Origin of the sequence: Streptomyces sp. NPDC059224 (genome assembly GCF_042754285.1) — a bacterium.
In the GTDB taxonomy this organism is placed as follows: domain Bacteria; phylum Actinomycetota; class Actinomycetes; order Streptomycetales; family Streptomycetaceae; genus Streptomyces.
In genome coordinates, this window is record NZ_JBHZAN010000034.1 from 23,689 (window position 1) to 48,071 (window position 24,383).

Here is a 24,383-nt window from a genome sequence, read left to right on the forward strand (position 1 = left end):
GTCGGCCGTCCCGTCAGGGGAGTTCGAAGCCCGTGTCCATGCCGTCGAGGGCGCGGCTGCACAGGCAGGCGCGTTCCGTGGGCAGCGCCTTGACGGCGCCGAAGAGCACCGGGCGCAACCGGTCGATGTTCTCCGCGAACACCCTCAGTACGTCCTCGTGGGTCACGCCCTCGCCCACCTCGACGCCCGCGTCCAGGTCGGTGACGAGCGCCAGGGAGGTGTAGCACATGCCGAGTTCACGGGCGAGGGGTGCTTCCGGATAGCCGGTCATGCCGATCACCGACCAGTCCTGGGCGGAGTACCAGCGCGACTCGGCGCGGGTGGAGAAGCGCGGCCCCTGGATCACCACGAGGGTGCCGTCCTCCACCGGCTCCCAGCCCTCGGCGCGTGCGGCGGCCGCCGCCGCCGCACGCCCGGCCGGGCAGTAGGGGTCGGCCATGGACATGTGGACCACGGCCGGGGTCTGGCCGTCGGGCCGGACCTTGCCGTCGTAGAAGGTCTGCTCCCGGCCGTAGGTGCGGTCCACGAACTGGTCGGGGATGACGAGTGTGCCCGGTCCCAGCCGTGCCTGCAGCCCGCCGACCGCGCAGGGTGCCAGCACCTGGCGGACCCCCGTCGAGCGCAGCGCCCAGAGGTTGGCCCGGTAGTTGATGTCGTGCGGCGGTACCGAGTGCGCTCGCCCGTGCCGCGGCAGGAAGGCGATTTTGCGTCCGGAGTACTCACCGACGAGCAGGGCGTCACTGGGTTCGCCGTACGGTGTGTCGATCCTGATCTCGGTGATGTCGTCGAGGAAGGAGTACAGCCCGGATCCTCCGATGACACCGATCTCTATGTCATGCGGGTGAGTCATTCTTAGCTCCTTCTGGTGCGTGATCAGTGGGCACACGTGCGGTGAGGGGTCGGTCGGCCGGTGGGTGACCGATAGGTGGTACGCCCGTGCTGAGCACATGTCCCCGGGCGACGGCACTGCCGAGCCAGAGGCCGGCGAGCTGGGACGTGAGCACCGACAGCAGGACGAGCGAGGTGAAGAAGCTCTCGTTGATGACGTGGGCGCCCAGGGCCACGGAGGCGAGGACGATGCCCGGTCCGCCACGGGCGTTCAGGGCCACGGCCAGGTGCAGGGCAGCGGAGTTTGTCTCGTGTGCCAGGCGTGCTCCCAGCCAGACACTGAACAGTTTCGCGGCGCAGGCCAGGGCGAAGAACCAGCAGAAGAAGAGAAGGTCGAAGTGGTGCGCGAGGTCGAGCTTGACGCCGACCATCGCGAAGTAGACCGGGATGAAGAAGGCCAGAGAGAACGATCGCAGCACCTCTTGCGAGTCGTGCTCTTTGCGGCCCACAGCGTCCGCGTCGCACATTCCGGCGACCAGTGCGCCGAAGATCGGGTCGATGCCGAGTCCGGCACAGGCCGCGCACATGAGGAACAGGAAGACGAGGCGGAAGGCGAGCGGGCTGCGCTCCGCGACCGCGTTGAAGCGGGCCGCGGACAGCCGCGCGAAGGCACGGGGGCCCCACCGCAGCATCGCCGCGATGAACGTCAGGGGTACCAGAGTGAAGTACATCCCGGCGAGAGGGAGCGAATCCGTGCCGAGGAGCGACCAGAGCCCGTACGCGTCACTGGCTTCGGCCTGCGCGACCCCGAGGACGATCGCGAGGATCACGTACAGCGCGATGTCCTCGATGACCGCGACGGCCAGGACGATCCGGGCGAAGACCGTGCCGAGGATGCCCACATCGAGCATGATCCGGGAGATGACAGGCACGCTGGTCACCGCGATGGCCATGCCGAAGACCATGGTCAGTGTCATGGGCGAGCCGGCCGGCCCGCTCAGGCCGCGCAGGTCGGCGACGCGGGCGATGCCCAGTCCGAACAGGAACGGCAGTATCAGGCCGACGCCGGCGATGAGGCCGATGGTGCGCACTTGCGCTCCGCTGCCGCGCCGGCGCAGTTCTGTGCCGGTGAGGTGGACCAGGAACAGCAGCCCGAGGTGGTAGACGGCCCCGAGCACGGCGGCCGTGGGGCCCGTGGTGGGCAGCAGCCACCGTTGCGCGGAGGGTGCGAGAGCGCCCAGCACGGTCGGTCCCAGTACGAGACCACCGGCGATCTCCCCGATGACCTGTGGCTGGTGGATCAGCCGGAAGAGATGGCCGCCGAGGTGCGCCGCCACGAGCAGGGCCACGACGGCCAGCAGAACATGGGTCAGGTCCGCTGTGCTCAGCGCCACGGCACCTCCGGGTCGCGTTGGACGCTGCGACGCTGTGCGGCCTCCACCAGGTGGACGGCGGCGAGGGCCTCGTCGAACGTCCCGAGCCCGGCCCCGTCGGTCAGGCCGGTCAGGCCGGTCAGGCCGGTCAGGCCGGTCAGGCCGGTCAGGCCGGTCAGGCCGGTCAGGCCGGTCAGGCCGGTCAGGCCGGTCAGGGCAGGATCAGCGCCGGCGCTTGCCGGGGCGCGGTAGGGGTTCATGGAGTGCGGGCCGACCGTCGCGCGCAACGACCGGGCTCCCGTGGTCAGGACCAGCGTCGCCGAGCCGTTCTTGGCCTCGGCGACGACGCGCAGGGTGCCGCGGCTGCCGACGGCGGTGAAATACAGTTGCCGCCCCTCGGGGCTGATGCGCGACACATGGACGCGGGCGCGGGCGGCCGAGCCCAGTGGCCGCAGTTCGGCCTGGGCGATGTCGTCCACGTCGACCTCCACCTGGCCCTGGGGCCCGCGGCGGCTGTCGTACAGGCGTTGTGCCCAGGCGGACTCCACGTCCCAGGTGCCCAGCCCGGTGCTCCACGAGAGCAGGTCTAAGGCATGAGTGCCCAGCTCGGCCATGGCGCCGCCGCCGGCGGTCTCACGCCGCTCACGCCAGGGCCAGCGGGTGCCGGGCCCGAGGTGGGAGTCGTCGTGGAGGGCGATGTCCACGGTGAGCAGGTCCCCGATCTCGCCGTGCAGCAGTGCCGAACGGGCCTGTCCGAGGGCGTTGTTCGTCCGCCACTGGAAGGGTACACGGGCCTGTGCTCCGCGCTCCGCGGCCAGTGTGGTGAGTGCGAGTGCTGCGGGGACGCCGGGTGCGAGCGGTGTCTCGCACACCACGGCCAGGTCCTGGCGGAGGGCCTCGGCAACCAGGTCCTGGTGTGTGTGCGTCGGGGAGGCCACCACCACCACGTCCAGTCCGCCCTCACGGATACGGTCCGACGCCTCGTCACCCGGCACGGTCAGCGGGGTGACGCCGGGGCAGTCGGCCAGCCAGCGCAGGTGCTCCGCGCCGCGTCCGGTACCGACGACAGCGGCGGTCAGCGTCCCGGGGAGCGGGTCTGTGCGGTGCCCGCCCGTCTCGTCGTACGAGACGAAACCGTTGGACTTCAAGGGGTGCATACCTCCGGAACTTCTCGGCGGGCAGGCGAAGGGAACGGCGGCAGCTGAGGACGGACTCTCGCGAAGATCTGCCAGACCACTGTGCAGCCGGCCGGCGGAGGTGTCGATGTTCAAGCCTGCCCACGGTCGCGCAGCTTCAGGAGCTGGAGCATGAGCAGGGTCTTCGCATCGGCCGGCCCCTCACTCGTCGCCATGGCGAACGCCTTCTCCGGCGACAGCTGAAGCACCTCTATCTCCTCGCCCTCGTCGGCGAGACCGCCCCCGGGGCCCGTGCGGTCCGCGGGGTCGTACTCACCGGTGAAGAGATGGGTGCGTTCGCGGCTCAGCTGCGGGGAAAGGTAGACGGTGTACGCGAACCGCAGTGCACGTACCCGGAATCCCGTCTCCTCCTCGGCCTCACGGCGCACCGCCTGCTGGGCGTCCGCGCCGTCCAGCAGTCCTCCGGGCAGCTCCGGCAGCGCGCCGTCCGGGCGGCCGTCGAGCAACGCCGGCAGACGGAACTGGCGGGTGAGTACGACCGTGTCGCACCTGGGCGAATGCAGGAGTACGGCGGCACGGTCGCCCCGGTGCAGGCTGAACCGGGTGATCTGCTCGACGGCTCCGTCCCGGCGGGTGTGTTCCACATGGTACTTGCGCAGGGCGAACCAGTCATCCGTCACGGCCTCCACGGCCCGCAGCCGCACGGCCGGTCCGCTGGGGGTGCCATCGGGCTCAGACACCTGCGGCGCCCGGGTCCCCGCCGACGACCGCCTGCAGATCCCGTAGCTTTGCCGCCAGTTCGTGGCGGGAGAACATGGAGTTGCCTGACTGGGTGTCCATGGAAGGGTACGCCGTGTTGTAGACGTTGGAGAAGGCACGTTCCCGGGGCCCGCGGAGCACCAAGGTGCAGGTCATCGACTCTCTCGGGAGGATCACCCGGTGAATGCGACGGTATTCCAGGTGGTAGGCGCTTCCCTGTAGTTCCACGGATTCTCCGACCATGCCCAGGGGCGCCTCCCCCGTGAACTCGTAGAAGTTCGTGTGGGTGGTCACTCCCTTCTTCTCCGGGCTGTACCGGTACCGCCGGTAGGTGGTGACCGGCTCAGCCGCGGCGGCCATGCCGTCCGCAGCAGGCGAGAAGTTTTCCGAGACCAGCCGGCCGGTGAGTATCGTCGACCAAAAACTGAACCGGTGATCGTGAATCAATTCGTCCCGCAGCTCTTTCTCCGTGTACGGCGGGCACCACAGATGCAGGGTCAGCCGGTACCCCAGACGCTCCCCGGAATCAACCAGAACTATTTTGTCGAAATGGTTGACATGCCGGTAGGAGCGGGTGGCGATCTCGTCCAGCAGCGCGCTGTCCGACAGGTAGTGGGCCAACAGATCAGTCTTGCAGAACGAGGCTCCCAGGCGCCGCACCAGGTCCAGGTTGTAGTCGACGTTCTGCGCTTTCTCCGCTAACGGCAATCCATTGAGCAGGATCTCTAGATCATGCGGGCGCAGGCCCGCCAAATGGGTTTCCGATGCTACCTGAACGGCCACCTACTCCCCCTTTCGCCGCTGTGATCCGGGCTCGGTCGAAAGATCCTCGACGGGCAGCTCCGGCTGGGCTTCCCGTTTTTCTAGTCACCTTGGCCCGTCCTGGCAAGTGCCCTCAAGAGCGGCTCAAAAGCGCAAGAAATGCGCCCCCCTCCGACATGGCTTGAAAGAGGACCCGTGCATTACCCTCGGCCCACAAGTGATCGCGAAGGGGGGCGGGCCGTGGGGGTACGTCCTGTGGCTCAGCCCGGTACCCGGGACCGCCGCCTGCCAGGTGTGCCAGGACACCGGAACGGCGATGGCCGGTCCTGAGCCCCGGGAGTCATGTCCCCGCCTGCTGCTGAAGTCCGACTGCTCGCACCGCACCGCGGGGAGCCCTCACAGCCACACGGATCTGGGAGTGAAGCGTTGGCGAAGTCCGTTCCTGCCGAAATACCGCCCATCGGCCACCGCGCCGGCTGGCGAGCGCCGGCCTCACAGGCAGCAGCGGATACCCCGCCCGACCGCGGCAAGGAGTCGGCCGCGCTGGAACTGCGCGGCCTCGTGAAGCACTACTCCTTACGCAAGGGACGCCGCGCGGAAGCCCTGCAAGGTCTCGAACTGACCGTGGGATACGGCGAGTTCGTGGCCCTGATCGGGCCCTCGGGCTGCGGCAAGTCGACCGTGCTGCGCATGCTCGCCGGGCTGGAGGAACCCACCGAGGGTGAGGTGCTGGTGCACGGCGGTCCGGCGGCCACCCTGGTCCGCGAGCACCGGCTCGGCATCGCCTTTCAGGACCACGCGCTGCTTCCCTGGGCCAGTGCGTACGAGAACGTGGCCCTGCCGTTCCGGGTGGCCGGCCGTCCCGTGGACCGGACCAGGATCACCGAACTGCTCCGTATGACCGGGCTCGAGGGATTCTCCGACGCGCGCCCCCGCCAGTTGTCGGGCGGTATGCGTCAGCGGGTCGCCATCGCCAGGGCGCTGGCCCTCAACCCCGATGTCCTCCTGCTGGACGAACCCTTCGGTTCCCTGGACGCGGTGACGAGACGGCGGCTCAATCTGGAGCTGGCCCGCATCTGGACGGAGCAGCGCATCACCACGCTGCTGGTCACCCATGACGTCGTCGAGGCCGTACTGCTCGCTGACCGGGTGGCCGTTCTCAGTGAACGGCCGGGCCGGGTGCGGCACATGGAGACCGTCAAGCTGCCCCGGCCCCGCGGTGGCGACCTCACCCGCGCCCCGGAGTTCCATGAGGTCGTCGACCGGCTGACCGCGCTCCTGGACGCCGGGTCCGGCTCCGGCAGCCCGCGTGCCGAGCACGGTGCGGGGCGGATGTGATGGGTTCCGGCCGCCCCAGCACGGTACGGACCGCTCTTCTGACCACCACCGGTGCCGTGCTGGCGATCACCGCGATGGAGGCCGTGGGACGGACGGAGGTGTTCGGCCCCGGCTGGCCACCGCTCAGCCACGTACTCGAAGAGGTCCGCTCCCCCGGCCGGGGCGCGCTGCTCGGCAGGGCTTTCGCGGCCACCGCACGTGCGGCCGGGACGGGGCTGCTGACCGGGTCGCTGATCGCGCTGGCCGTGGCCGTGCTCGGCGCCGCGCTGCCCGTCCTGCAACCCGGTCTGGACCGGCTCGCCGCAGTGGTGAACGCCATCCCGCTGATCGCCCTGGGCCCCCTGCTGTTCAGCACGGTCGGCCGTGACGGCAGCCCGGCGGTGATCGCGGCCCTGGCCTGCGGCTTCGTCGTGTTCGTGGCGGCGGCCTCGGGCCTGTCCGCGGCGAGTCCGGCACACCGGGACGTGCTGGCCGCCCTCGGTGCCTCCCGGCGTACCACGCTGCTGCGGCTCCAACTGCCCGCCGCCGTACCGATGGTGCTCGACGCCCTGACGCTCGCGGCGCCCGCCGCCGTGCTCGGAGCCGTCGTCGGCGAGTGGTTCGGTGCCTCACGCGGTCTGGGGCTGCTGCTGGTCAGCTCCATGCAGAACTACCAGACCGAACTGCTGTGGGCCGCGGGCCTGGCTGCCGCGCTCCAGTCGATCGCCGCCTATCTGCTCCTCGGCGCCGTCCGCGCCGCGGTGGCCTGGAGGTTTCGATGAGCACTCGCCCCACCGCGCCGCGCCGGGCTCTGCGGTTCGCCGGCCTGTTCCTGTCGCGCTACTGGACGGTGCTCGCGCTGCTGGCGGCCTGGGAGACCTGGACCCGGGTCCAGCACCTCAACCAGATCGTGGTGCCCACTCCCTACGCCGTGTTCGCCTACGTACTGGGTGACTTCGGGGACTACGCACCCGGACTCGGCCACACGCTGTTCCACGCCGCCACGGGTCTGGTCCTGGGGATGGCGCTCGGGCTGTGCTGCGCCGTGGCGGTCTGGTTCTCCTCGCTGTTGTCGGGGCTGCTGACCCCCCTTCTGCTGATCATGCGCTCGGTCCCGGTGATCGTGATGATCCCCGTCATCGCCCGTGTCGTGGGGTTCGGCGCTCCGGCCGTCGCCACGGTCACCACCCTGGTGTCGTTCTTCCCGGCCTTCGTCCTGGTGGCCTCGGGACTGCGGACGGCGCCGGCGGCCATGAACAACGTGTTCACCGTGTTCGGCGCCTCCCGGTCCGTGCGGCTGCGCAGGCTGCTGCTGCCGCACACCGTCCCGATGCTGCTGGTCGCCCTGCGGTTGACCGCGCCCTCCACGGTGCTCGCCGCGTTGCTGGCCGAGTTCCTGCTCGGCCAGGACGGCCTGGGCAGCCTCTTCGCCGATGCCGTCACCTTCATGGCCCCCGAACGTGCCTGGGGCGCCGCCCTGGTCGCCACGGTCGTCTCCGTCGCCGGCTTCATGGCGGCACGGGGCGTCGAGCGCCGGTACACGCCCCGCTTCCGCTGATCCGCTTCCGCCCACACGTCAGCCGAGAAACGAAGGAGTCCAACGACCATGCCCAAGAACCCGGCACCGTGGCAGCCCGGCGGCACCCCCCAGACCCGCAGAAGCGTGCTGAGAGCCGTCGGTGCCACGGGGGCCGCCCTTAGCCTCGGCGGTACGCTCGCCGGCTGCGGTGCCACGGACGACCCGGCCGCCGGCAGGCCCTCTTCCACCTCCACCGCACGCCCCGCCACGCTGCGGGTCGCACTCGGCTGGATCAAGAACGTGGAGTTCGCGGGCTTCTGGATCGCCGACTCCGCCGGCTACTACGCCGAGGAGAACCTCAGCGTCCAGTTCCAGCCGGGCGGCCCCAACACCCCTGACTCCACACAGCTCCTCGCCACCGGCTCGGCCGACATCGGGGTGCACGCCAACATGCAGACCCTTCTCCAGGCCATCACCAAGGGCAACGACTTCGTCATGGCTGGCTCCGGCTTCCAGACCAACCCCGGCGGGCTGGTCTCGCTCGCCTCAGCCCCCGTGACCCGCCCCCGTGACCTGCTGGGCGCCAAGGTGCTCGGCCAGCAGGGGTCCAAGCCCCAACTGGACGCGATCCTCGAACTCGCCGGGCTGCGCAAGGACTTCGACTTCATTCCGGTCGGCTTCGACGTCGGTCCCCTGGTCGAGAAGCAGGGCAAGGTCCTCACCTGCTACCTCACCAGTCAGCCCATCGCGCTGGAGTCCAAGTACGGCATGAAGAAGGGCAAGGACTACCAGGCGGTGACGTACGAGTCGATGGGGCTGCCCGCCTACGCCAGCATCGTCTACTGCCACCGGAAGTTCCTGGACGGACAGCGGGATGTCATGCAGCGGTTCCTGCGTGCCAGCATCCGCGGCTGGCAGGAGAACGCCAGGGACCCCGAACGGGCCGCACGGCTGGCGGTCGAGAAGTACGGTGCCGACCTCGGTCTCGATCTGAAGCAGCAGATCCGCGAGAACGAGGTGCAGATTCCCTTCACCGAGAACGCGCTGACCCGGCGCAAGGGCCTGTTCAGGATGGACACCCAGCGGCTGGGCGGCCCGATGTACGCGGCGCTGCGCGCCTCCGGAGTGAAAAGCCTGCCGGATGCCGGCAAGGTGGTCGATCAGAGCGTGCTCGACGAGATCTATGGCTCACGCAACCGGATCTGAGCGCTCTTTGACGGCTGGTCGCGGTGATGTGCCCCTCGGACCGGAAGGACGGCGTGCTCGACGATCTACCGGCGGCCGGCGGGTCACACCGTGATCACCGCTTCCAGCGGCGCCCCGCCGAGCAGTCGCTTGAGCCGGTCGCGCCCCGCCAGGAAGCTCAGCTCCAGCAGCACGGACACTCCGGCGACTTCGGCCCCGGCTTCGCGGATCAGGTGCACCGACGCCTCCGCGGTACCGCCGGTGGCCAGCACGTCGTCTATGACGACGACCCGGTCACCGGGCTCGAAGGCGTCACTGTGCACCTCGATCCGCTCACTGCCGTATTCGAGTTCGTAGTCGCGGCCCAACGTCGCGCCGGGCAGCTTGGCCGCCTTGCGGATCGGCACGAATCCGATACCGGCCTGCACCGCGGCGGGCGCGGCCAGAATGAACCCGCGGGCCTCAAGACCCACCACCTTGGTGGCACCACAGCGCTCGCTCATGGCGGCCAGCACGCCCACCAGCTCGGTGAACGCCCGCTGGTCGGCGAGCAGCGGGGTGATGTCCTTGAACGTCACCCCGGGACGTGGGAAGTCGTCGACGTCGCGTATCAGCCCGGCCAGCCGGCGCCCCAGCAGCAGCTCGGCCGCTCGTACGTCCTGCGCATTCATCAGGTCCTCCGCATCAGGTGATCCGTACGGCATGTCAGATCCACTCCGCCCGGTCCACGTACTCCAGGCGTTCGGCCAGCCGCAGGACCTGGGGGCCGAGCGCTCGTTCGATCAGCGGTGCCCGCCGCCGCCAGCGGCCGGCCCGGGGCGCGGCCGTGGCCACCACCGGATCGATTCCTTCGTACACGGCCCGCCGGAAATCGCCTTCCAGAGGGATGCCGAGCCAGTCGGAGAGTTCCGCGAAGCCGGCGATCCGCCCGCCGGCAGAACCGATCAGGTCCTCGAAGCGCAGGGTCAGGCTCTCCATGCCGCCCCCTGCCAGTTCATCGAGGATGGCCTGGTGGGACGTGCGCCACTGGAAGGCGCACACGTCCGTCAAGGGCGCTTCGGTGAACTCCTCCCAGCCGGGCGGCAGATCGAACTTCCACCACAGACGGTTGTCGGCGCACTGTTCGACGTAGTCGGTGATGCCCAGCGGCTTGTGCATGCGGTGGGCGTGGAAGCCGTTGTGCAGCCATCCGTCGTAGAGACCGTTGATCGCCGCCGCGGGGTTGCGGATCAGGTGCAGCACCCGGAAGCGGGCGTGAGGGAAGAGCGCGCGCAGGAAACCTATGCGGTGCACGTTGCTCGGTGTCTTGATCACCAGCGGTTTGTTCCGCACGTCCGAGAGCCTGGCCCGGCGCCAGGGCCGGGCCAGGACGAACGGCGGCTCCTCGATGAGGTACTCCCCCGGCGCGTGGCTCACCGCGGGTTCGGGGGCCAGCTGTTGCCGGAGGTGCCGGGGGAGGTCGTAGTGCCAGGGGCTGATCGGTGTTCCCTGGCGGCGCAGTTCGTCGAGCAGGGCGGCGAAGTGGAGGGCCGGATCGGGTACCTCGCCTGTGCGCCATCCGTGCCGTGCCCGCACCCGGTGCAGCACCTTCACCGTGGTGTTCACCAACTGGAGTGGATGCAGGGGGAGTTCGGGCCACTGGATGATCAGCCGCCAGGCGACGTCGAGTGCGTACTGCTCGTCGTCGACGACATCTGCCGCACTGCCGGCGTCCAGTGCCAGTTCCATGGCCAGCATGTGGCGTTTGCTCGGCGGCAGGGTCTGCAGGTGCAGGGCGCCGAGCCGGTCGGAGCCCGTGCCGCTGGCCGGATGGTCCAGCTCGGCCAGGCGCAGGAAGGGATTGATCTCCGCGGTGAAATGGAGCAGGTCCCTGGACTTTCTCAAGGTCTCCGCGACCATGCTGGAGCCGCCGCGCGAACTGGAGGCGATCACCACCACGTCGCGGACCTCGTCGGGGAAGCCGGTGACGGCGGGACCGCGCAGTGCGCGCAGCGTCACCAGGCGGTCGAGCAGGGGCCGCAGCACGTCGGGACCGGTGGGGGCGTACAGGTTCATCCAGCCCTCACAGCGGCTTCTTGAGCGAGTAGACGCACCACCGCCACTGGTCACGAATGGAGCCGTCGGCGAGGACCTCGAAGGGATGGACCGCCCGGACCTCCGGTGGCGCGTCGTAGAACAGCCGCTGGATCTCCCGCCGGTGCGCAGGGGTCGTCTCGTGGGTGTCGATCCAGGTGTCGATGGATTCCCAGAGCAGGTGCTCCTCCACTTTGGCCACGGTGAATCCCGCGTCCAGCAGCAGGGAACGGAAGTCCTGCTCACGGAACATCTGGAACAGGAGGGGCTGCTTCTTCTTGAAGACGCGGTACATCCAGAAGGCGTCCTCGTCGGCGAAGGGCACGATCTGGCCGACGATGAACTGACCGCCGGGCCGCAGCACCCGGAAGATCTCCGAGAGCGGCCTTTCCGGCTGCGGCAGCAGGTGGAGCACTTCCCGGGTGACCACGAGGTCGAAGGACGCCTCGGGGTAGGGCAGGTCGTAGACCGTGCCCTGGTCGACGCGGTCGAGGCGGGTGGAGGCCAGGGCGACCATCTCGGGTGTGATGTCGAGGCCGACCGTCTCCCCCACCCTGTCCTTGAACGAGTTCCCGACGACGCCGCTGCCGCAGCAGACATCGAGCATCCGCGCGTCCGGCGCCACATCGCACAGGGCGGCGTGCCGGGCCAGCAGCCCGTCATCGGTGAGCCAGGTGCAGGAATCGTGCCAGTTGCGCGAGCGGATGCCGAACTGCTGCTGGTACACCTTGTAGTCGATCTCCAGGTCACGCCGGTGGAAGCGAGCGGTGCGGCTGGCCTGGCGGGCGGCGAGCCGGGCCCGGGTGGCGTCCAGCGCCCGGGCGACGATACGGCGCCCCAGCTCCTCGTCCTTCTCCATGCACCGGGTGAAGTCCCGGTCCACCACGCCCTGCACCAACGAACCCGCCTCGGGGTTCTGCAACCGCTTCTTGGTCTGTCCGTCGAACTTGGGGTCGCCCATGCGCAGCGAGACGACCGCGGTGAGCCCTTCGAGGATGTCGACCGTGGTGATGCGTTCGCCGGTGCGGGCGTCCAGCATCCGCTGGCCGGTGGCGAAGCGGTTGATGGCCTGCGCCAGCGCGGCGCGGATGCCCTCGACATGGGCGCCGCCCTGGTCCGTGCGGACTCCGTTGACGAAGCTCCTGATCTCCTCCGTGTACCCCTCGGTCCACTGGAAGGCGAGGTCGAAGGCGATCCCGCCCTCACGGTCGCCGACGACGATCGGTTCCCGGTGGATCACCGTGGCCCCGCCGTTGAGGTGTTCCAGAAACCCTCGGACGCCGCCGGTGAAGGTGAACTCGGTCCGCTCACCGCTCCGTTCGTCGCGCAGCCGGACGGTGAGGCCGGGATGCAGGAAGGCGATCTCCTGGAGCCGCTCCGTGAGGACGCGTGCGGAGAACTCGCAGGTGTCGAAGATCTCCGGGTCGGGCCGGAAGGCCACGGTCGTGCCGTGTCCCTGGGCGGATCCGATCCGGGTCAGCTCGGTCCTGGGCTCACCGCGCTCGAACTCCTGCCGGTGGTGGGCTCCGGCACGCCGGATGTCGACCTGAAGCCACGCGGCGAGCGCGTTCACGCAGGACAGGCCGACGCCGTGCAGGCCGGCGGAGTGGGTGTAGGTGGTTCCGCTGAACTTGCCGCCCGCGTGCAGTGTCGTGAGTACAACCTCGCTGGCAGGTCGGCCGCTGTCGGGGTGCGGGTCGACGGGGATGCCCCGGCCGTCGTCCTCCACCGTGCACGAGGTGTCCGTGCCGAGGGTCACGGAGATCTCACGGCAGTGACCGGCCTCGAACTCGTCTACGGCGTTGTCGAGCAGCTCCAGGACCAGGTGGTGCAGTCCGCCGGCGTCGGTGGAGCCGATGTACATCGAAGGGTTGCGGCGCACCGCCTGCAGCCCCGAGAAGACCACGATCGAGGAGGCGTCGTAGTCGGGCGTGGGTGCAGGCGCGGAGCCGGCGACCGCAAGCAGGTCCTCAGTCATCGGTTCCTCCGGAAACGGGCGCGGTGGTGGCGGTTGCGGTGGCGGCCGCAGCCCCGGTCAGCTCGCTCAACAGCGCGTCGAGCTTGGTGACATGGCTCTTCTTGAGCGCGGCGAGCGTGGTGAGCCAGCTGGCGATGTCGACCTGTCCTTCGGCGTGGGCGGCCGCCGTGAGGCGCGGGTAGGTCTCGCCCGCGTCCTGGAGGGCGTCGGCGACCGACGAGGCCAGGTTCAGGGCGGTCTCTCCGATGTCCGGGCCGGTGCCCTCGACCGTCGCGTCCCGCAGTACGTCGAGGTGACCGTGGGCCGCGCAGGCGACACTGGCGGCCAGGTCGGTGAAGTGCTGGGCGACCTCGGTGTGCCCCTCGATCTCCGCGACCTGGGCGAAGTAGGTGTACCGCTGGGCGGACAGGGCCTCGGCGGCGAGGACCGCGCGCAGCTCGGCGGTGAAGCCTTCACTCAGGTGAGCCATTGCACTCCTTCGATGCCGGGAAACCGGGAGATCGGTCGCGGAGCCTCATGGTTTGATCCCCGCCGCGACGACGAACAGCATGTGGTCCGTGAACCGTCCGTCCGACTCGCGCACCGCGTGCAGGGAGCGGAACTTCTCGGACGCGGTCCGGTAGACCTCTCGGATCGCCTCGCGGCGGTCCTCCCCGATGGCTCCGTTGTCCGACCAGACGTCCACGTCCTCGACGGAGACGTGGCGCCGCGTCTCGACCTGGTCGCAGCCGGCTGTTCGCAGCAGCTGCTCCACGTCGGCGGGGAGGAAGAAGTGACGGCGCACGGGGTTGCGCAGCCGCAGGATCTCGAAGTACTCCTTCTGGTCCGCCGGCCCGTAGGCGCAGAGGTTGACGACGACGACCCGTCCGCCCGGGCGGACGACCCGGACCATCTCCTCGACCGCGTCGGGGAGCTGCATGAACTGCACTCCCTGGCGGCATACCACGATGTCGAACTCACCGTCTTCGAAGGGGAGTTGTTCGGCGGGGGTGATGACCAGCCGGTCCAGGTGCTCCTGTGCCTGCTCGGCCATCTGCTCGGTGATGTCGACGCCGACCACCTCGGCCACGCGCCCCTTGAAAAGCCGGGACACCAGACCGGTGCCGCAGGCCACGTCCAGCACCCGGTCCCCGCTGCGTGGGCCTGTCAGTTCCAGGATCACGTCGCCGAGTTCCCCGTCCGTGCACCAGGAGCTGGAGGCGTCGTAGGTGGCGGCGCGCGCGGCGAAGTGGTCGGTCACGTCTTCTTGCCTGATCTTCAAAGAGAACTCCCGCGTTCGTGGAAAGGGAACTCACCGGATCCGGGGGGTGCGGGATGCCGGTCGCGCCGGCGGTGGGCTGAGAGCGCGTGGCGCCTCAGACCCCGCCCCGCCGGGCGGCGAGCGGCGCCCGGGCGGTCGGCGCATCCGTTCTGGACCGCCGGGCGAGGGCCTTCAGCCGCAGCCAGCGGACATAGGCGTCGCGGCCGACCCGCGCCCGGTGGTTGCGGTCCCGGGCCACCGAGCGCGCCTCGATGCGCAGTCGGAGCACGGCCGAGCGGAGGGCCACGCCCAGTGCGGTGGGGTCCGGTGTCCCGGCCGCCCGCGGATCGACGGCATAGCCGAGCCACTCCTTGAGCGGACCGGTCGCCTTGTCCACGAGCAGCCGTTCACGTGCGGTCAGCCCGCGCACATGGGAGCCGATCCGCCCGGTGCTGACCGGCTCGCCCGCCCGGCGCCAGGACTCCGCCAGGGCGGCGGTCTGGCGCGCGGCCGAGGAGGTGTGGTGCTTCAGCATCAGGGGCTCCGGCCGTTCGCCCAGGAAGGTGCAGAGCCGGCCGACCTCGTTCTCCGGGTCGTGCACGAAGTCCTCGTAGCGCAGCAGGTGCACCACGTCCGGGCCCCGGTCCTCGAGTGCGGCGCGGGCCCGCTCCTGCTGCTGCCGCCACAGTCGGGCCATCCGGTAGGGGTGGCTCGGGCCGAACACCGCGCGCTTGGCCGAAGCCGCGACATCCAGCGGATCCCTGACCAGCCACACGAAGCGCGCGTCCGGGCACTCGGCGAGGACGTCGGCCACATGGTCGACCATGAAGGTGCTCTTGCACCCCCACCGTGCTTTTCCCTGTGCCTCCCGGTGCTGTTCGTAGATCGAGGCCACGACGCCGAAGAGGGTGGGCGAGGACCGGGCCACCACCCTTTCGGCGTCGATCGGGTGGGGCCAGGGGTGGATGTGCCGGCGCAGCAGTCCCAGGGCATCGGCGGTGAGTCTTCTGCGGTTGCCCTCGTCGGTCAGGTCCCCGTACGCCCCGGCGACCGGGGCCAGGAAACGCATGAAGTGCGGCGGGTGCGGGATGGTGATCCTGGAGTGGGTGTCCAGCACCAGCCGCAGCAGGTTCGAGCCGGACCGCTCGGTCCCGATGATGAAGACGGGGCCGTCGGTGCGGCTTTCGGTCATGCCTCACCGACGGCGGTCAGATCACCCAACTGCTTGGCCCCGCAGACCATGGTGCTGCTTCCCAGCGCGGCGACCTCGGGGCTGGCGCACTGGTCGAGTGTGTACCGTTCCGAGCCGGGTGCGAGCGGGCCGGCGGCTGAACTCCACTGCTCCCGCCATCCGTTGCCCGCGTAGGAGGTGGAGCGTTCCTGGCCGTCGTCGGGCTGGGGGTGGAAGTACTGGAAGTGTTCGGGGTAGTGGCGGAAGTTCATCACGGGGCCGGGCTGGTAGGCGTCGTAGATCCGCTTGTAGGCGTCCCTGCATGCCTGTTCGGGCAGTCCGCTGACGTTGAGGAACTCGTCCTCGTGGAGGGCTTGTTCGATGGAGAGCCAGTTGAGGTGGTCGATCTCCGAGCGGATCGTGCCCGAGGCCAGGGCCTGCTTGTAGACGGTGGTTCCGGGCATGGCCGACAGGTACTTCACGCGGGTGACGTGGTTGTACGTCTCGGCGAACTCGACCATGTGGTTGAGGGATTCCTCGTTCTCGTTGGGCAGGCCCACGATGAGGAGGGAGCCGAAGCGCACACCGGCGTCGAAGGTGGTGTGCATGGCCCGTACGGTCAGGTTCTCGCTGCTGCCCTTGCGGGCTTCGCGCAGCACGTCGGCGCCCAGGGACTCCACGCCGTAGAGGATGATGTCGCAGCCGGAGTCGCGCATGGCGTTGATCCGGGGCTGGTCCATGTCGGCGCAGCGTGTCAGGCAGGTCCAGTTGATGTCGTGGTCCTTGATGACGTCGCAGATCTCCAGTGTCTGCTTGCGGTGGGAGCTGAACGTCAGGTCCACGAAGAAGGAGAACTCGATGCCGTACTGGCTTTTCAGCCAGGCCATGTCCCGGTCCATCTTCTCCGGGGACTTGGCCCTGACCTGTGGGGTCGTGCGGTAGCAGAAGGAGCAGTCCATCTTGCAGCCGCGGCTGTAGGAGGAGATGATCTGCGGCTGGAGTCCCATCGGGCTCTTGGACTGCGGCCACAGGTCCAGGCGCATCCGCGGCAGCGCGTCGAGATCCATCATCTGTCCCCGCGCCCGGGTCCGTTTGGCCTCGCCCTCCGGAGTCCGGTAGCAGATGCCACGGATGTTGGGCAGGTCCTGGGTCCATTTGCCCGCCGCGTAACTCTCCATCAGTTCGAGGATGGTGATCTCGCCCTCGCTGATGACGACGATGTCCGCGGCCGTGTGCTCCATGAAGATCTGCGGCACCGACGTGCACAGCGAGCCGCCCACGATGATCGGCACGTCCGGCTCGGCCTCATGGACCTTCGCCATCAGCTCGCGGCAGAAGGGGAAGTTGTCCTCGAAGGTGCACACACCCAGCACGTCCGTCTGCCCGACGATCTGGTCGTAGGCGGACTTCAGCGGGTCGAGGTCGTAGCGGACGTCGACGATGCGGACGGGGTAGCCGGCGTTGTGCAGCACCGTCGAGATGTAGGTGGCGCCCTCGTACGGCGAGGTCAGGAAGAACTCCCAGCCGCGCGGCATGGTGAACGGGGACGGCCCCACGACGAGCGTGAACCGCGGCAGCGAGGGATCGGTGCCGACCGGGGTGATGTCCTGCTCGCGCATCTGAATCATGTATCGCTGGTCCACTGATTCGTCGGCGTTCGCGTACAACTCCAGAGCCAGGGATTTGGGCGCCATGAAAAGACCCTCCGGTTGAGATTGCCTGTCGTGCTTCGCTCCCTGCCGCCGTCCGTCTCATGAACAACGGTATTTCCAGATTTCCACCCTGACATGGCGCCCGTGGCCCGTAAAGGCTTCGTTGAACGTCCGCCTCCCGGACGTGATTCAACTCGGTAATTACGCGGACTCCTGCTTGCGGGTCCGCAGTTGTTCAGCGAACTCGCGCCATGATCGCGCGCATCCGTCGGCGAGTTCGGCGATTATGTCGGCGTCGTGCGGGGGAACGGCGTCGAGCAGTTGATCCCGCCGTTGCGCGATCAGTGCCTGGGCCCCGAAAAGGCGCAGCAGGGCTCGCCCCCTTTCGGTGAGCCGCAGGGAGGGATCCTTTCGCAGGATGCGCAGCATCAGATCGGCGTCCTGGCCCGCGGCCCGCAGATACAGCGGTCTGGGGGGCGGGACGTTCCGGGTGTCGGCTTCGGCTTCGGCCGCCTTCCCCGGGGCGGCCGGTGTTTCACTGCGGCCGGCGCTGTCGTGTGCCGCTCCCGGCCCTTTGCGTCCGCGGTCCGGCACCGGGTCCTTGCCGAGTTTCAGCCGTTCACGCACATCGTGGGCGGTGCCCACCGAGATCCCGCTCAACTGGGCGACTTCGCGCAGCGGGAGGCGAGGGTTCTCGGCGATCAGCCGGCCCGCCTCCCTGCGGCCCTCCGAGGCGTCCATGGGGCGGACCTTGCCGTCAAGGCCGACCCGGACACTCAAGTGAGGATCTGCGTCGGTTGAACGACGCCGGCGAATCGCCGCGACGGTTTTCGGCGAGAGTCCGGCCGACGCGGCGACGGCACGGTCGGACCACCGCGGATGCGAGGTGATGATACGTTTCGCGGCGGCAGTGCGGTCCGCGAGAGACAGCGGCAGTCCGTGACGGACGTTGGAACGGACTGCGAGGACGAAGGCATCCGCGTCGTCGCCCTCGAAGAACCGGACCTCGATTTCCTTCCGGCCACACTGGACAGCGGCCCGAAGCCGGTGCCTACCGTCGATCACCTGCATGCTCGCCCGATGGACGACAATGGGCGGAAGTTGCTTCTCAGCCGCGACCAGCAATCGGGTGTGGTCTTCGCTCTCGCCCGCCAACCGCGGTGAATCCGTCATCAGAAGAGAGTTAATCGGAACCAGGTATACAGAATCCCCGATTTCCGGACAGTCATCCTCTTCACGGCGCGCCACGTGCTTCCCCCTAATGAACGTTCCGGGACGTCGATCACCCCGCCGGGGTGATCAAAAGGGCTGGCGAAACATGTTCACATGTACTTCAGGACGGTAAACCTGTTTACCTCTGTACCGTACAGCTGTCCAGGCTCTGTACAGGGGTGGCTGAAAAGGGCCGCCTCGTGGACGTCGTGGCTGCGGAACGTGTGCCAATAGTGATCACTCATCTCATGGAGGAGCGCCGATGACCAATGTCTTGTTTATTTCACTTGACACGGTGCGGGCAGACGTCGCCTATTCTGGAAAGATGCCCGGCATAGAATCCTTGCGCCGGCGGGGGACCACGTTCCGTCAGGCCGTCTCTTCGGCCCCCCTCACCCCGATCAGCCACGCGAGTGTGTTCACCGGCCTGCAACCCGCCGGCCACGGCATTCGCCATCTGCTGCGCGAACAGCTCTCCAAGGACGTGACCACGTTCGCCGAGCGGCTGCGGGCCGCAGGCTACTCCACCGGAGCGGTGGTCTCCTGCCCCGGACTGAACAAGTGGTACGGCATGGACCGGGGTTTCGACTTCTACGACGACGAGATACCCCGTCTGCCCGATGGCAGTGACCCCCTCACCGTCGGCGACGTCAAGATGCGCGGTCTGGCCCTCAAGAGGGCGCCCCTGGTGGTGGACCGCGCCTGTGAGTGGCTGTCCGGCCAGCAGGGCCCGTTCTTCCTCTTCGCCCACTTCTTCGACGCCCACTGGCCCTACGAGCCGCCGGAGGACGTCGGTGTCGCCGTCGACAATCCCTACGAGGGGGAGGTCGCCTACAGCGACCACTATCTCCAGCAACTGTTCCGTCGTATCGAGGAGATGGGCCACTCGCTGGAGGACCTCCTGGTGGTCTGCTTCTCCGACCACGGGGAGGACCTGGCCGGCTGGTACCCCAACGATCACTCAGGAGCCCTCGGCCACCCCTACGAGGAGGGCCACGGCTGTCTGCTCTTCGACACCACCCAGCACGTCCCCCTGCTCTTCAGCGGGCCCGGGGTGCCCGGTGGCACCGAGATCGGTGCCCAGGTCCGGCTCGTCGACATCGCTCCGACCATGCTGGACCTGCTGGGCCTTGAGGGGCTGGACTGCGACGGCCGGACGCTCGTGGAGTTCTTCACCGCGGGCGGGGGGCCCTCGCGTCCGGCGTACTCGGAGACGTACTACCCGGAGGAACGCAGAGCGGACGGTCAGTATCCGGACCTGCTTCCCCTGGCCGCGGTGCGTTTCTCGGACGACGCCGACCGGCACAAGGTGATCTGGCACATCGGCAGCGACCGGGTGGAGACGTACGACCTGCTGCGGGACCCGCACGAACGGTGCGCGGAGCCGCTGACCGAGCGGCCCCACGCCCCGGGCGAACGCTGACACCGCCCGGCGGTGCGGACCGCCCGGGCGCGGAGCGTCGGGCCGGCTAGTCGCCTGCGAGCTGCCTGAGTACCTCGCGGACGTGACCGGCCACCGCGTCCAGCGGCACGGCGAGGGTGTCGCCCGTGGAACGGACCGTCACCTCGACGCGGCCCTCCGCCAGCCCGCGCGCGCCGACGGTCACCCGGCACGGGATGCCGATCAGCTCCACATCCCGGAACTTCACCCCCGGACGTTCCTCCCGATCGTCCAACAGCACGTCCACACCGTCCGCCCGCAGCCGCTCGTAGATGTCCCGCCCGGCCTCCGCGACCGTGTGGTCACCCTGGCCCAGAACCACCACGGCCACCTCGAAGGGGGCCACGGAGACCGGCCAGACCAGGCCCTTGTCGTCGTGGTTCGCCTCCGCGACCGCCGCCATCGCCCGCTCGATGCCGATGCCGTAGCTGCCCATGATCGGAGTGATGCGCTCTCCCCCACGGTCCAGCACCCAGACCCCCATCGTCTCGGTGTACTTGCGGCCGAGCTTGAAGATGTGGCCCACTTCGACGGTCCTCAACACCTTCAGAGCCTCTCCGCACCGGATACAGGGCTCTCCCTCGGCCACGGCGCGCAGCGACGTCCACCGCCGGACGTCGATGTCCCGGTCGACCGCGACTCCGCGCAGCCGGACCCCCTCGCTGTTCGCTCCCGTCGTCAGTCCGCTGCGCCCCCGCAGGGCCTCGTCCGCGACGACCGGCACGGACGTGACACCGACCGCCCCGGCACTGTCCGGCCCTGCTCCCAGCACCCTGGCCGTCTCCTCGGCGTCCGCCCGGCGCAGCGTGTGTGCGCCCAGCGCGTCGCTGAGTTTCTGCTCCATCAGATCGTGGTCGCCCCGCAGGAGGACCAGCGTGAACTCCCCGTCGACGAGGTACGTCAGCGTCCTGATCTGCCGCTGCGCCGGTACCCCGTACTTCTCAGCGATCTCCTCCACGGTCCGCGCACCGGGGGTTTCGAAACGCTCCGGCGCGTCGGGGCCGGGCGGGTCCGTCACGGGTGACAGTGCGGCGACGGCCTTCTCCGCGTTGGCGGCATAGCCGCAGGCGGGGCAGCACACCACCAGGTCCTCGCCGGCCGCCGACTCGGACATGAACTCGGTGGAGTCGTTGCCGCCCATGCTGCCGCTGGACGCCTGCACGGGAATGACCGGCAGGCCGATCCTGGCGAAGAAGCGCTGGTACGCCTCGTGGTGGAGGGCGAAGGAGCGGTCCAGGCCCGCCTCGTCGACGTCGAAGCTGTACGAGTCCTTCATCGTGAACTCGCGCAGGCGCAGCAGCCCGCTCTTGGGGCGGGCCTCGTCCCGGAACTTCGTCTGGAACTGGAACCAGATCTGTGGCAGCGAGCGGTACGACCGCAGCTCCTGGGCGAGGACGGTGAAGATCTCCTCGTGCGTCATACCGAGTCCCAGCTCGGCGCCCTTACGGTCCTTGAGCCGGAACATCTCCTCGCCCATGACCTCCCAGCGTCCGGTCTTACGCCAGATCTCCGCCGGATGCATGGCCGGCAGGACGAACTCCTGGCCGCCGATGGCCTCCATCTCCTCACGGAGGATGCGTGCGATCTTGGTGTGCACCCGCATACCCAGCGGCAGCAGGGAGTAGTGGCCGGCCATCAGCTGGCGGGCGAACGCCCCACGCAGCAGCAGACGGTGGCTGGAGGCTTCCGCGTCCGCCGGGTCGTCGCGGAGTGTCGGGGCGTGCATCTGGGACCAGCGCATGGATGCGTGACCTTCCGATCGGTCTGGACAGCAGGTTCGGTCGCGACGGGTGTGCAACCTCAGTCGGCGAGGCTGCGCAGCAGCCGGGCGTGCATCAGTGAGACCAGCCGGGCCGCCTCGGAGAGGTCCTCGCGGGCGGGCTCGGGGACCTTCACGTACCAGTAGAGGTTGCGTGCGGTGCAGCCGCGGCGGAGCTTGGTCGCGTAGCCTTCCGGGCCGTAGTTGATCTCTCTCGCACCGCGGCGGACAGCTTCCTCGACCATCTCGTAGTAGCCGACGTTGAAGTGCGCGAAGCTCTCCGGGTCCACCCGCTCGACGTCGCGGGCCGCCATCTTCACGTGGATGATGCCGTCCTTCTCGAAGAACATGGCGAAAGCGAGCAGTTCCGCGTCCTTGCGGGCCACCAGGAGATGCGCGTACTCGCCGATGTTCTCGATCACCGAGACGAAGACCGCGCGCTCACCGTCGCGGTCGTAGGGCCGTCCGTACTTCTCCTGCAGCAGGGCCTGGAGATGGGCGATCTCCTCCAGGTTGTCCTCGACGGGTTCGACGGCCACGGTGAAGCCGCTCTCCTGGAAGTGCCGCCTCTCCTTGAGCACCCCGCGCCGGCGGCTCAGCGTGGCCAGGTATCCGTCGAAGGAGTCCCAGGCGACGGGGAGCACACAGTTCGCGCCCACGTGGAAGGAGGTGTAACCCTCCCGCGTGAGCACGGCGCGCAGGTCGCGATCGTGCTCCTCCACATACAGCACCGCCGAACAGCCGGTGTCCCATTCCCGGCGCAGGACGTCGAGTTCGCGTACCAGGGGCCGCAGCGAGGACTCGCCGCCGGTCCCGGAGACGCCGTGGGTGAAGCCGAACGGAGCCGTGTTGACGGCGGAGGTGGACAGCACGGTCTCCAGCCGGCCGGCCAGCTTCGCCGCCCCCGCACGCTCCTCTGCCGTCAGATGGGCCAGCAGTGACTCGTCGCGCAGGTGCTGGGTGGCCAGCCCGGAGGGGTTGAAGAAGGAGTGGGTGTCAGGACCGATGGCATAGACGGCGGCCGTGGCCCCCACCTCGCCCGCCGTGTCCCGGCCAAGCAAATACACCTGACGGTCCGTCAGGGCGCCCTCGACGCTGGAGGTCCAGCCCCGGGTGAGGAAGACATTGGAGCGCTCCTCGGCCGGCCACTGAGGGACCGCCGAGATCCTCGCGAACCGCTCAGGGGCCGGTCCGACGGTCATGCGGGTTCCCTGAGTCAGGGAACTCCCGGACGAACCGGGGGTCATAGCGGACATGTGCGGCATTCACCTTTCCCAACTGTCAGGCACCACCCGTGTGCCTCTCCTTCTTCGGCCGCCCGGCCGCCGACAGTTCCCCGGCCCGGTCCGCGGCCCCGGGCGGCACAGGTGGTCGGCCCGGACGCCGTCCGCCGAGCGGGAGACCGCGGGAAGGCCAGTGCCGGCGGCGAGAACTCCGCGCTCTCCATACCGCGCCCTCCTGACCACATGTCGGCTGCTTCCGCACCTCTTTGACGCCCGGTCAGGAGGCTGGGCCGGCGGCCCCGCCCGGCTCGGCAAGGGCCTCGGCTTTTTTCGGTGCCGGGTGTTCGAAGCGCAGGCTGCGCACCGCCGGAACAGCCAGGACGAGGGGCGCCGTGCCCAGCACCCAGGCCACCGAGACCCACAGTGTCGTGGAGACGCCGATCGCGCCCGAGACGGGTCCCGCCACCGCGAAGCCGAGCGGCATCAGCGCCGAGGACACGAGGATGTCGTTGGAGTTCACCCGGGACAGCCGGTCCGCGGGCACCTGCTGCTGGAGCATGGTCGTCCAGTTGGTGAGCGCGATGGTCACGGTGACACCGGAGAGGAGTTCGGCGGCGGCGACCGGCACGACCGGCAGCCGGAGCGCCAGGGCCGCCGCCGGAGCGGCCCAGCCCAGGGGCAGCAGGATCCCGGAGGCGAACAGCGGGCGCCGCGGCTGCCAGCGCAGGGCCACCAGGCCGCCGATCAGGGCCCCGACGGGGAAGCAGGCCAGGATCGCTCCCCAGGCGGAGGCCCCGCCGAGCGACTTGTCGGCGATGACCGGGCCCAGCACGAGGATCGGAGCCACGACGAAGAAGAGGTTGGAGGCGTCCCAGCAGATCTGCGCCCAGAGCCAGGTACGGCTGGTGATCTCGCGCCAGCCGCCGACGAGGTCGGCGAGGAAGGACCGGGCCGGCAGGGGTGGCAGTCTTCTGACGCGCAGGAGCAGCAGGGAGGCGGCGCTCACCGCGAAGGTCGCCGCGTCCACGAGGAAAGCGGTTCCGGTCCCGGCCTGTGCGACGAGCAGGCCGGCCACCGCGGGGCCGACGATACTCACCGCGTTCCCCGACACCTGCACCAGTGAGTTGGCAGGGTGCAGCAGTGAGGGGCCGACCAGCTCCGGGATGATGGCACCCGCGGCGGGCCGGAAGAAGCCCTGCCCGAATCCGTGAATTCCCGTCAGGATGAAAAGGTGCCAGATCTCGGCGTGCCCGGAGATCAACAGCACGGCGAGGAGGGTCTGGCTGATGGTGCGTACGCAGTCGGAAGCGAGCATGACGGCCCGCCTCGGTAACCGGTCCGCCCATACCCCGGCCACCATCAGGGCCAGCACCTCGCTGACGGTTCCCACCGCCAGGACGCCGCCCACCTCGGTCGCGGAGCCGGTCATGCGCAGAACGGCGAAGACGGTGGCGACGGGAACGAGACTGCTACCCAGCCGGGATGCGGTCTGCCCCAGCCAATAGGTGCGGAAATCCCTTTCGCGCAGCACTCGAAGTGACTCTTTGAAAGCCACGCTCCCCCTACCGACCATCCACTCGCCCTGCTTCCGGTGCGCCCGGCTCACGCCTCTCCACCCACCTTGCGCCCACCCGTCGGACCGCAGGTCACCGGGGTAGTGAGACCTCATTCCGGGACAGCGTCACTGTACCTCAACGGCCCCTGGCCCACCGGTTGTTTATTGCCACCACCGGGATGCGCTCCCTAGGGTGGCGA

General features: G+C 69.1%; 21 protein-coding genes. 5 read left to right on the top strand and 16 right to left on the bottom strand.

Annotation, left to right across the window (positions count from 1 at the left end; all coding sequences use genetic code 11):
* Positions 1 to 13 precede the first annotated feature (13 nt).
* The 5 genes from ACFXI4_RS33000 to ACFXI4_RS33020 form a co-directional block, all read right to left on the bottom strand.
* Positions 14 to 850 carry an S-methyl-5'-thioadenosine phosphorylase gene (locus tag ACFXI4_RS33000; protein ID WP_384997797.1) on the bottom strand — a complete coding sequence of 279 codons (837 nt, stop codon included), beginning with the start codon at positions 848 to 850 and terminating at the stop codon, positions 14 to 16.
* Positions 834 to 2,222, bottom strand: coding sequence for a cation:proton antiporter (locus tag ACFXI4_RS33005; RefSeq protein WP_384997799.1), 1,389 nt, complete (start codon positions 2,220 to 2,222; stop codon positions 834 to 836). The genes ACFXI4_RS33000 and ACFXI4_RS33005 overlap by 17 nt, the downstream gene beginning before the upstream one ends.
* Positions 2,213 to 3,358: a Gfo/Idh/MocA family protein gene (locus tag ACFXI4_RS33010; RefSeq protein ID WP_384997801.1), complete on the bottom strand. Its 1,146-nt coding sequence runs from the start codon at positions 3,356 to 3,358 to the stop codon at positions 2,213 to 2,215. The genes ACFXI4_RS33005 and ACFXI4_RS33010 overlap by 10 nt, the downstream gene beginning before the upstream one ends.
* A gap of 110 nt (positions 3,359 to 3,468) precedes the next feature.
* On the bottom strand, positions 3,469 to 4,077 hold the full coding sequence (locus tag ACFXI4_RS33015; RefSeq protein ID WP_384997803.1) for an NUDIX domain-containing protein: 609 nt from the start codon (positions 4,075 to 4,077) through the stop codon (positions 3,469 to 3,471).
* Positions 4,070 to 4,879 (bottom strand): hypothetical protein, encoded by an 810-nt coding sequence (locus ACFXI4_RS33020; RefSeq protein ID WP_384997804.1) that lies wholly within the window; start codon positions 4,877 to 4,879, stop codon positions 4,070 to 4,072. Before ACFXI4_RS33020 ends, ACFXI4_RS33015 begins: the two co-directional genes overlap by 8 nt.
* 405 nt (positions 4,880 to 5,284) lie before the next feature.
* Here ACFXI4_RS33020 and ACFXI4_RS33025 point away from each other — a divergent pair, with 405 nt between their 5' ends.
* Genes ACFXI4_RS33025 through ACFXI4_RS33040 form a run of 4 tightly spaced genes read left to right on the top strand, consistent with a single transcriptional unit; the run spans position 5,285 to position 8,900 of the window.
* The gene (locus tag ACFXI4_RS33025) at positions 5,285 to 6,196 is read left to right on the top strand and encodes an ABC transporter ATP-binding protein (RefSeq protein ID WP_384997806.1); all 912 of its coding nucleotides are present in this window, start codon (positions 5,285 to 5,287) and stop codon (positions 6,194 to 6,196) included.
* Positions 6,196 to 6,957, top strand: a complete 762-nt coding sequence (locus ACFXI4_RS33030; protein ID WP_384997808.1) for an ABC transporter permease — start codon at positions 6,196 to 6,198, stop codon at positions 6,955 to 6,957. Before ACFXI4_RS33025 ends, ACFXI4_RS33030 begins: the two co-directional genes overlap by 1 nt.
* Positions 6,954 to 7,733 carry an ABC transporter permease gene (locus tag ACFXI4_RS33035; RefSeq protein WP_384997810.1) on the top strand — a complete coding sequence of 260 codons (780 nt, stop codon included), beginning with the start codon at positions 6,954 to 6,956 and terminating at the stop codon, positions 7,731 to 7,733. Before ACFXI4_RS33030 ends, ACFXI4_RS33035 begins: the two co-directional genes overlap by 4 nt.
* 48 nt (positions 7,734 to 7,781) lie before the next feature.
* Positions 7,782 to 8,900 (top strand): ABC transporter substrate-binding protein, encoded by a 1,119-nt coding sequence (locus ACFXI4_RS33040; RefSeq protein ID WP_384997812.1) that lies wholly within the window; start codon positions 7,782 to 7,784, stop codon positions 8,898 to 8,900.
* Between the two features lie 83 nt (positions 8,901 to 8,983).
* Here ACFXI4_RS33040 and ACFXI4_RS33045 read toward each other — a convergent pair whose 3' ends face one another.
* The 8 genes from ACFXI4_RS33045 to ACFXI4_RS33080 form a co-directional block, all read right to left on the bottom strand.
* The gene (locus ACFXI4_RS33045; RefSeq protein WP_384997814.1) at positions 8,984 to 9,550 is read right to left on the bottom strand and encodes an adenine phosphoribosyltransferase; all 567 of its coding nucleotides are present in this window, start codon (positions 9,548 to 9,550) and stop codon (positions 8,984 to 8,986) included.
* A gap of 34 nt (positions 9,551 to 9,584) precedes the next feature.
* Positions 9,585 to 10,934 carry a sulfotransferase gene (locus tag ACFXI4_RS33050; RefSeq protein ID WP_384997816.1) on the bottom strand — a complete coding sequence of 450 codons (1,350 nt, stop codon included), beginning with the start codon at positions 10,932 to 10,934 and terminating at the stop codon, positions 9,585 to 9,587.
* Positions 10,935 to 10,941: 7 nt separating this feature from the next.
* Complete coding sequence (locus ACFXI4_RS33055; RefSeq protein ID WP_384997818.1) at positions 10,942 to 12,930, bottom strand: methyltransferase domain-containing protein; 1,989 nt, start codon at positions 12,928 to 12,930, stop codon at positions 10,942 to 10,944.
* Complete coding sequence (locus ACFXI4_RS33060; RefSeq protein ID WP_384997820.1) at positions 12,923 to 13,399, bottom strand: rubrerythrin family protein; 477 nt, start codon at positions 13,397 to 13,399, stop codon at positions 12,923 to 12,925. The genes ACFXI4_RS33055 and ACFXI4_RS33060 overlap by 8 nt, the downstream gene beginning before the upstream one ends.
* 45 nt (positions 13,400 to 13,444) lie before the next feature.
* Positions 13,445 to 14,170: a class I SAM-dependent methyltransferase gene (locus ACFXI4_RS33065; protein WP_384997822.1), complete on the bottom strand. Its 726-nt coding sequence runs from the start codon at positions 14,168 to 14,170 to the stop codon at positions 13,445 to 13,447.
* Between the two features lie 115 nt (positions 14,171 to 14,285).
* Positions 14,286 to 15,362 (bottom strand): sulfotransferase family protein, encoded by a 1,077-nt coding sequence (locus ACFXI4_RS33070; protein ID WP_384997823.1) that lies wholly within the window; start codon positions 15,360 to 15,362, stop codon positions 14,286 to 14,288.
* Positions 15,359 to 17,035: a B12-binding domain-containing radical SAM protein gene (locus ACFXI4_RS33075; RefSeq protein WP_384997825.1), complete on the bottom strand. Its 1,677-nt coding sequence runs from the start codon at positions 17,033 to 17,035 to the stop codon at positions 15,359 to 15,361. The genes ACFXI4_RS33070 and ACFXI4_RS33075 overlap by 4 nt, the downstream gene beginning before the upstream one ends.
* A gap of 159 nt (positions 17,036 to 17,194) precedes the next feature.
* Positions 17,195 to 18,166, bottom strand: coding sequence for a ParB/RepB/Spo0J family partition protein (locus ACFXI4_RS33080; RefSeq protein ID WP_384997827.1), 972 nt, complete (start codon positions 18,164 to 18,166; stop codon positions 17,195 to 17,197).
* Positions 18,167 to 18,467: 301 nt separating this feature from the next.
* Here ACFXI4_RS33080 and ACFXI4_RS33085 point away from each other — a divergent pair, with 301 nt between their 5' ends.
* Entirely contained in the window at positions 18,468 to 19,628 is a 1,161-nt protein-coding gene (locus tag ACFXI4_RS33085; protein WP_384997829.1) for a sulfatase, read from the top strand.
* Positions 19,629 to 19,674: 46 nt separating this feature from the next.
* Here ACFXI4_RS33085 and ACFXI4_RS33090 read toward each other — a convergent pair whose 3' ends face one another.
* The 3 genes from ACFXI4_RS33090 to ACFXI4_RS33100 all read right to left on the bottom strand — a co-directional run bounded on the left by ACFXI4_RS33090 (position 19,675) and on the right by ACFXI4_RS33100 (position 24,297).
* A complete protein-coding gene (locus ACFXI4_RS33090) occupies positions 19,675 to 21,387 on the bottom strand; it encodes a proline--tRNA ligase (RefSeq protein ID WP_384997831.1) in 1,713 nt (570 codons plus the stop codon).
* A gap of 59 nt (positions 21,388 to 21,446) precedes the next feature.
* Positions 21,447 to 22,607, bottom strand: a complete 1,161-nt coding sequence (locus tag ACFXI4_RS33095; RefSeq protein ID WP_384997833.1) for a GNAT family N-acetyltransferase — start codon at positions 22,605 to 22,607, stop codon at positions 21,447 to 21,449.
* A gap of 298 nt (positions 22,608 to 22,905) precedes the next feature.
* Positions 22,906 to 24,297 carry an MFS transporter gene (locus ACFXI4_RS33100; RefSeq protein ID WP_384997835.1) on the bottom strand — a complete coding sequence of 464 codons (1,392 nt, stop codon included), beginning with the start codon at positions 24,295 to 24,297 and terminating at the stop codon, positions 22,906 to 22,908.
* Between the last annotated feature and the right edge of the window lie 86 nt (positions 24,298 to 24,383).